This is a genomic window from Gilliamella sp. ESL0250 (assembly GCF_013345045.1).
Lineage (GTDB): Bacteria > Pseudomonadota > Gammaproteobacteria > Enterobacterales > Orbaceae > Gilliamella > Gilliamella apicola_H.
This window is the reverse complement of sequence record NZ_JAAEDV010000001.1, coordinates 383,477-391,602: the sequence shown is the minus strand read 5'-3', so window position 1 is coordinate 391,602 and position 8,126 is coordinate 383,477. Positions and strand designations below refer to the sequence as shown.

At 37.9% G+C, this 8,126-nt stretch carries 10 protein-coding genes; all 10 read right to left on the bottom strand.

Annotated features, from left to right (window positions below):
* Positions 1-900 (bottom strand): DNA circularization protein (locus tag GYY69_RS01810; RefSeq protein WP_174796137.1); only part of this gene is annotated, 900 nt, incomplete at its 3' end.
* Positions 900-3,077, bottom strand: a complete 2,178-nt coding sequence (locus tag GYY69_RS01805; RefSeq protein ID WP_174796136.1) for a phage tail tape measure protein — start codon at positions 3,075-3,077, stop codon at positions 900-902. The genes GYY69_RS01810 and GYY69_RS01805, both read right to left, overlap by 1 nt.
* Before the next feature lie 149 nt (positions 3,078-3,226).
* Positions 3,227-3,529: a phage tail assembly protein gene (locus GYY69_RS01800; RefSeq protein ID WP_174796135.1), complete on the bottom strand. Its 303-nt coding sequence runs from the start codon at positions 3,527-3,529 to the stop codon at positions 3,227-3,229.
* Positions 3,529-3,891 carry a phage tail tube protein gene (locus GYY69_RS01795; protein ID WP_065638840.1) on the bottom strand — a complete coding sequence of 121 codons (363 nt, stop codon included), beginning with the start codon at positions 3,889-3,891 and terminating at the stop codon, positions 3,529-3,531. Before GYY69_RS01795 ends, GYY69_RS01800 begins: the two co-directional genes overlap by 1 nt.
* A complete protein-coding gene (locus GYY69_RS01790; RefSeq protein ID WP_174796134.1) occupies positions 3,891-5,390 on the bottom strand; it encodes a phage tail sheath subtilisin-like domain-containing protein in 1,500 nt (499 codons plus the stop codon). Before GYY69_RS01790 ends, GYY69_RS01795 begins: the two co-directional genes overlap by 1 nt.
* Positions 5,380-5,565 (bottom strand): DUF2635 domain-containing protein, encoded by a 186-nt coding sequence (locus tag GYY69_RS01785; RefSeq protein ID WP_174796133.1) that lies wholly within the window; start codon positions 5,563-5,565, stop codon positions 5,380-5,382. The genes GYY69_RS01790 and GYY69_RS01785 overlap by 11 nt, the downstream gene beginning before the upstream one ends.
* Positions 5,555-6,199 carry a phage tail terminator protein gene (locus tag GYY69_RS01780; protein ID WP_174796132.1) on the bottom strand — a complete coding sequence of 215 codons (645 nt, stop codon included), beginning with the start codon at positions 6,197-6,199 and terminating at the stop codon, positions 5,555-5,557. Before GYY69_RS01780 ends, GYY69_RS01785 begins: the two co-directional genes overlap by 11 nt.
* A 245-nt stretch (positions 6,200-6,444) precedes the next feature.
* Entirely contained in the window at positions 6,445-6,897 is a 453-nt protein-coding gene (locus tag GYY69_RS01775) for a lysis system i-spanin subunit Rz (protein WP_174796131.1), read from the bottom strand.
* Entirely contained in the window at positions 6,890-7,270 is a 381-nt protein-coding gene (locus tag GYY69_RS01770; RefSeq protein ID WP_174796130.1) for a DUF5675 family protein, read from the bottom strand. Before GYY69_RS01770 ends, GYY69_RS01775 begins: the two co-directional genes overlap by 8 nt.
* Positions 7,267-7,578, bottom strand: coding sequence for a phage holin family protein (locus GYY69_RS01765; protein ID WP_174796129.1), 312 nt, complete (start codon positions 7,576-7,578; stop codon positions 7,267-7,269). The genes GYY69_RS01770 and GYY69_RS01765 overlap by 4 nt, the downstream gene beginning before the upstream one ends.
* Positions 7,579-8,126 lie beyond the last annotated feature (548 nt).

The following is an 8,126-nucleotide window of genomic DNA, read 5'->3' as shown; positions in this document are numbered from 1 at the left end:
TTTATCTTCAACCTGTTTCGGTAGTGATGCGATTATTCGTGATGCTTCTGTTAGTGCGGTTACTCGAATAGCAGTATTAATTAAGTTTTGATTTTTCTTTCTTTTTTTGGTGGATTTGCTATCCGTTAACCAAATAACATCAGGTAAAGCACTTTTTATAGACGATATGCTCGTAAATACTTTAGCTCTTAAAACCAGTTCGTTCCCCGAATTGACAAATTTTGTCGCACTCTTCCAAACATGTTTAATTGAATTAATAATGGATGAGCCACCAGCACCAAGAATTGGCGACAAGTCACTATTTAATATTTTAACCGCATCATTAACATATGGTGTTATCGCATTATAAGCATCAGCAATGTCATTTAAAATTGACATGATGTCATCAAGAATATTACTTTGTACAAAATCGGGCGCATCGATTAAGTCAAAATCTTCAAACGTATCTAATAGCGCTTGATCTACATTATCTGCATTTTCATCAACTACATCATCAGTAGCAACAGAGGAATCGGGGAATATTAATTCACCGGCTTCAACAAAGGAGAATGAAATAACAGTCATTCGACCGTTTTCAACGGAATTACTTACTGTTGCGGTACCCACAATATTGACATTAAGTTCACCAAGTATTGGATGGATGAGTATCCCTGCGCCTTTTTCCTCGATTGCTTCTATCAGTTTTTCAGCTTGTTCTTTGTGATCGTCACCAATCACAAAGGCGTCAATTTTATTTTTACGTGCTGAACGCCCCAGATCTTCGGTATAGGGCACATCCCTAAACGGGTATTCATGTGTTTGATTGCGCCGACCGAATTCAGATGATGTACCGCTAACTTGAAACGGTACACCACGAAAACTAGCCGGCAATAAATTATTTAACCAATTCATGAAGTTCATCAATATATTCCTAAAGCATATGGATTCCAGCCAACATCAGCTTTAGTATTAAAACCTGATGCTTGCTTGGTTTGTTTTACAATAGTTCCTTGTGGTGCATTTTCAAACTTCACGACCAATTCACCGTTGCTATTTCGATTTGCATTACTATTTGAAAAGTTATTTAGTGGCATTTGCGGTTTTTGATAATATGGGGATGCAACCATTGGACGGGTCATTTCTTTCGGTAAACTCCCTGTATCAACAGTCACTTTTACTTGCTTTTCTTTTTCACCAAAAATAGAGTTCCATGCATCAAGTAGCGGCTGGATGCCGGACTTAACGTTATCCCATAAGTTTTTAAAGAAATTCTGAACACTTTCCCACACTTTTGGTATAGCTTCACCAGCGTCTTTGAAAGGTTCGACAAATACATCGATGATCTGCATTACATGAGGTTGAATAAACTCCCATAGATCGCTAAAGAAATTACTTACCACCTGCCATGATTTTACGATGTTTTCACCACCAGATTCAAAACTTTCTATAAAGAGGTTAATAATGGGCATAACAAATGGTTTAATGAATTCCCATAACTCACTGAAAAACTTAATAACAGCATTCCAACCTTCTTCAATTAGCGCCGCTCCAGCTTTAAATCCGTCAATAAAGACATCAAAAATAGGCATGACATAAGGCTTAATTACCCCCCACAACCACTGAAAAAATTTAACAATATCATCCCAGTATGTAATGATTAACACTGCAGCTATAGCAATGCCCGTCATAATAAATCCTATTGGATTCGCCGCCATTACCGCATTTAAAGCCATTGATGCTGCGCGTACCTTTTTAAATACATTTGATAATTTTATTTGAGCAGCCGCATGAAACTTTGTTGCCAATTCATTAGCTTTGAGCACGCCGTTGTAAATATCGATCCCCGTTGATAATGCATCAACAATAAAGTTCACACCGGCACACGCAATCCGTAATCCAATTAATCCCGCAATAGCCATCGCCACCATTTTCACTAGCTCAGGGTTTTCTTGAATAAAATGCCCGAACGAAATAACCAGCGGTGTTAACTCCTCTAATAGTTGACTAAATGCCGGTAATAAGGCGTCACCAATTGATAAACTAATATTGGTTAGCGCATTGTCAAAAAGTCGTAGTTTATTTGCGGTCGTGTTTGAACAGGATTCATATGCTTTCTGCATTGAACCAGCATATTGAGAAGCATTACCAACCCGATTAAAGTTTGTTTTTAATAGCTCCATATTGTCGAGTAATGGAGATATAGCTGCAACACTTTCTTTACCGAATAACATGGTTAATACAGCCGATTGACGATCTTTAGACACTTCACCTAATGATTCAAGTACCGACATAATTGTCCCTTCGGCATCTTTCTGCATCCCTTTTGCTATTTGAGTTGATGTGAAGCCTAACTGTTGCAATGCCTCTTGTTGCTCCTCAGTCGCTCCTATACCTGATGTCAGCGTCAGCATTAAGTTTTCAATACCGGTAGCCGCCTGATCGGTATTAGTACCTGTTGCAATGATTGTTGAGCTTAATGCTGCTAATTTATCAGCACTAACCCCAGATGTTGCCGCAAGCGCCCCCATTTTTGTGACTACATCTGAAATGTCTTTTGCTTTTACACCTTGTGCATTACTCAATAAATTGATCTTGTCGGATAGGCCAACAACTTCACTTTGAGTGAGTTTTAAATCCGTTCGCCAAGTAGCCATATTACTGACAGCCTCTTCGGCTGAGGTACCAAATGCAATACCCATTTTTACAGCATCTTCAGTAAATTGTATCAAATCATCTTTTGGGATATTTGCCTGACCACCTGCAGCAACGATAGAGGCGATATCTTTTGCTGCTATTGGCAAACGTAATGACATTTCACGAATATCTTGCCCCATTTGTTTAAATTGTTCAGGCGTATCAAAGTCAACAACCTTCCTGAGGTCCGCCATCACTTCTTCATATGCCATCGCATCCTCCACCCCTTTTACAAATGGCTGAGAAATAGAAAGGCCCGTTACAGCATCTTTTAAACCAAGTTTGCCAAAGCCTGATTCGTTCATTTTTTTTTGGAACTCCTCAAGTTTTTCTTTCATTTTGTTTAATTGAGGTGACAGCTTATCAACACATGTCACCACTGCTTTTAAGTTAAAGCCTGCCATTTATGATTCCTTGCTATTTTCTATGCGATTTGCTTGTTCACATAATTCAAAAACTTCGGATAGTGAACATTCTTCTATGATATAAAAGGGGGAGAGTTGCCAATACTTGGCGAGGTCAAAACAAAGGTTTACGAGATATTCGATTGTGATTATTTCACTGTCGCCTGTTCCTCCACTGTAGGTATTGTCTCCTTCTCCTTTGGGCCAAAGAACATCATAATTTCACCGGTGATCATTAAAAAATCATACGGGGTGAGCTGTTCAACAGAGCTTGGTGTAACGTTACCTAACGCAACAATGTAATCAGCCACTTTTTTAGGATCTCCAATCATCTGGCTATCAAATGGAAAGCCTAATTTTTTGATATCTTTGACTGTTGGCTCTTTTAATTCCAGTACATGTAACTCATTGCCGTGTGCCATAATCGGCTGTGATAATTTAATTTCTTTCATTATTGATAAAATCCTTCTTCACCATGAAATTCGATTTCTGCTGTACCTTCTTCGGCATTGTGATTAACTTCACCTTCAACCCAAGCATTAGATAAAACGTAAACTTTGCCGTTGGCCAGTTCTGCGGTAACGGTCATTGAATCACTCGACACCAACTTGTCGATTGGAAAATCGCCCGGTACTTTAAATGTCCCTTTAATGTAGGGTGCACGGAATGTTTCTTTATAGTGAACGCTATTATCTAACCCCAAAATACTTTCTTTAACGTTAGTATTCATCGGGACTTCAATACCGCCCGTTAATGATAGTTGGTTGGAATCAACTTTAATATAAGTTGTTCCAGCGATACGTCGTTGTGTCATTAGTTTTTCTCCTCTTGATATTGCAATCTAAACTGTGCTAACACAGCAAAAACGCGTAGTTGATTAACGAGATCGGGTGGGAATAACACATCCAATCGATTTGGATCGTTGACATTTCGTTCAACAATTAAGTTCTTTTTAAATAAATCAAAGTTTTCAACTAAGCCTAATAATTCTAATTGACGATAAGTGGCATTGATTTCCGCCTTAGCTACTGCGGGTGTAATAATTGCCTGTCCTGCCCCAAATCTGGTTCCGTCATTAGCCAATTTATGCCTTGGGTATTTAGATGTGATCACACTACGTAATTTACGTAATACATAAGCGAGTGTATGAAGTGTTTCACTATCAAGATAGCTATTATCCGCAATGCCATAACTGTTACGTTGATATGTGGTGATATCTCGCTGAATTAATAAATTACCGCTAGAAACATATGCTGTCGCAATGCCGTGGCTTAATAATGATTGTTGCTCTGTTAGTGTAAACAGATTGCTATCAGATGCAGGTAATGCACCATTTAATAATCCAGTTTGCGTTGGTCGAGCCGGATCATTACGAATAAATACAGCATTACGAGCAGTTCGCATCGCAATTAATTCATCAATACCCGTTTGAATAGTTTTTTCATAACCTGCAACGGTAATATGTTGGTAATTTAATTTATCGCCAAACTCTATAAGTTCGGATAAATCACCTTTTTTAGCGGTATAAGCATGTCCATACAATTGGCGCGCATAGCTCCAACGTCCTGTAGTATCATCCATTTCATGATTAAATGTTGCCAAAGATGATAAGTCATTAAATGGGAATGCGATAAAATCAAGGAGTTTGTCACCCATAGCGGCAATAACTGGCGTTAAATCTGGAGTGCCAGTTCCACCATTCATTTGAGTGATAACAATATTTAAACCGTCTGGGGTTTCTTCTCCGCCGATTGTGCCATAGTAGTTAAAGCACAGAGGAATATCATTACCGCTCAATCCTTTGTGTTTGGCTGTTAGCGTTATTGTGCTATTCGTCACGGTTGCGGTAACGGGTAAATCAGGATGAGCATTAATCGCATTATGTAAACCGTTTGCTATGCTTTCTGCAGTATCAGAAACGGTTACTCTCGATTGAATTTTACTGTTACCGATATAGAGACTTAATGTGCCTGTTTGTTCTGCTGTACCCGATATTTGGATAGTACCAGATGCATTCGAGCCAGCAGTGGGTTCATCTACTGCAATCACAAAAAGTTCGCCAAAATTATCGATATTGCGATAGGATTCAACCATTCTAGATAATTGACTGCCTCGGCCTGCGAGTTTTTTAGCTTGATCTACAGACGACATAATAATGAGCTTATTACGTTCAATGGTACTATCCGCTAGCGGATAAGCAATAATTAATGAAGCACCACTATCTTGGATTGTATTCGCTGCAGATGAATCCACTTCCGCATAAAATAGAGGGACTTTTATATTGTTAGGAATATTGTTAAAACTAATTGTCATTTTTAGCTACCCTTTTTTCTTGTTTTACTTTGATGTTTGTAACTTCTTCAACATCATTATTTGTTAGTCGTCTAGCCCAGTATTGGTTAAACTCAACATTACGACCGTTAGTTGGTAAATAATCCCCATTATCTGGATCATATACCTGTTTGTTATTGACAGATTTAATTATCATTGTCTCTCTCATAGATATTGTTATTTTGAAAATTCACAGTTACCCCCGAATCCCGTTCATTAATAACCCCTGATAGGGTATCGAAGTTGCCAATGTTTAACGGGTTATACTGCGGAGGTTCGGTAATATCGGGGTTATTTGGATCGGGTTGCCAATCAGGATCGGGGATTGGGTTATCAATAGCGTTTAAATCAAAATATTGTCGAGTATCCTCAAACCCAACTTCCCGCACTGAACTAAAATTAAATTGATAAAAAATTCTCCCTCGATCTAAATCAAGTAAATCACCACCATCATATTGAATAGGATAATGCGCAGGTGAAGGTTCATAGCCCAGCAATGCTCGCCAAAGTTCGGTTTTTATATTTTCGACAATGTCGTATGCTTCGTGTTGTCCTCGCTCATCAATAGGCTTTAATACAACAATAACCCCAAACCTCTCTGTCACATTTTGCCAATAATCTGTTTGTGACTTGTTATCTTCTGCTCTATCATCAAGCGGAACCACATAAGCGGCAGGTAATTGCAAGAATGCCGTATCTTTGATAGCTGAAAATTCAGCAGCACCCCCAACACGACCTTCAAAGCTAGGGCTAAAATGGCGCAATATGTGGACGATATGTGATAATTTCATTGTTTAACCTGCTTCATTAATTTACACGGATAATGCTGGCGACTGATCAACCGTAGCGACAGCATTGCGGAATAATATTATTGCTTGGTCTTTAGGTATTAAGGCCTGTTCAAATTTATTCGGAATGATGTGGTCTACTACGATAATGCGTTCATATCTGCTTTACTTTAAACATGTAACATAGAATATTTTAGTTGGAATTTACACCATCTAGTGTTGTTGTATACGTTGATGATTGTGATAATCTAATCACACATAAACTCAGTATTATTCTTTGGTGCAATCTCTTTACAATAGTATTTCTGCCACCCGTCAATTATTACTTTATTGTACTCGATTGCATTGGTGAGATTGTAATAATCTTGTTGAGAAGACTTTGCAAGTCGTAAGGCTTTGTTAGCAATACCGCTGGTGGTGGCACTATCCCGCTCGATGGATTCGACTTTGACGCGCAACTCGACAAGACCATTATCGATATCATTACGTAAAGCATTTGTTTTAGCTTGACCATTTTTTATTGCCTCGATAATATTTGATTCAATTTTTTTAACTTCATTGTTATCTTGTATGTACTTTTCATACTTTTCTTCGGCTTTATTTACTCTCATTACCGCAAGCCTTTTATCTTGCCAGCAGTTGAATGCAAAATAACAAGCAAATATCAACGCGCTAATCAATGCTACATTTGTTTTATTCATAGATTTCTATAATTTCTAACTTAAATGACTGTCCGTTAAGCTCATTCATCAATAGATTTAATGCCTTTCTGCTTCCAAATAACTGGGAATCGTTATTGCTCATACCGACTAAAATACAACCCAGTGTATTTTTGGTCCAATTGCCGGCGTGAATTAAAATATGAAAGCGATTAGGAACATTTTTAACTTGATATACTCGACCAAACTTTGGCGAATTAACTATGTCACATTGATAGATTGCAGCTGGAATACATGAAATTTGACGTTGATTATCTTTCCATGGCAGTTCTAAGGTTGATAAAATCTTACCAGATGGCAACTGAATTTTACCAAACGTACCATGTTCACTGGTTTTTAACCTTGTTAGCTTCATCTGCCATCTCCTTTCGCTTTTTTGATTAACCTCTCTTCTAACGCTTTAATAAGAGTAGCGCCAGACCAACCAGCTAGACCGGCTACACCTCCAGCAAATTCAAATTGCCAATTAAAATAGCTAGCAGCCAGTACAACTAATGCGCCAGCAAATGTTGAGATAAATATCTGAGCAATTAACACCCAAATATTGAATTTGCCACCGTTCAGCACATGGTAGCAATAGCTAGCTAATGATCCGAGCGATGTAATGATAAATAGATAAATGACAACAACCCAGTTGACATTATCAGGGTCTTTTATCGGCATAATTAAATCTTTTTATTAGTTAATGATATGACAGCGTACTAGCTATTGTGTAGTTATGTGTGTGTCTAGCTTTGCTGTCGATTCTGTAGAAATAAATGGACCCAAACGTACATGATATGCAGAGCTTATGGGCACGGTTTAGATATCAACGACATCAATGTCGCTGACATGTATAAAATTTAGATATAAAAAAACCGCTATTAAGCGGCTTCAATTAACAAAATTCTATTTTGATAACAAAAAAGCCTCTTAATTGAGGCTTTCTTTTAAACTCAGTAATGAGCGATGTTCCTGCAATGTTAACTCGTTGAGATATCGCCTTGGGTTTTCACACATCCAACAAGAGCAAGCTGCTGGTGTTGTTACATGTTTTTTAAGTGATTTTCAAGAACCGCCAGAATAAAAATTATTCTTTCTATTATTTAGACATCGTTTAACTTGATGTCGTCTATATGCCCGTGTTCTCATAAAATTACACACATATGGATAGCAAAAAAGCTCAACTATTTTAGCCAACTTAAATTCCATGCGTTGAAAACCGCATTTTG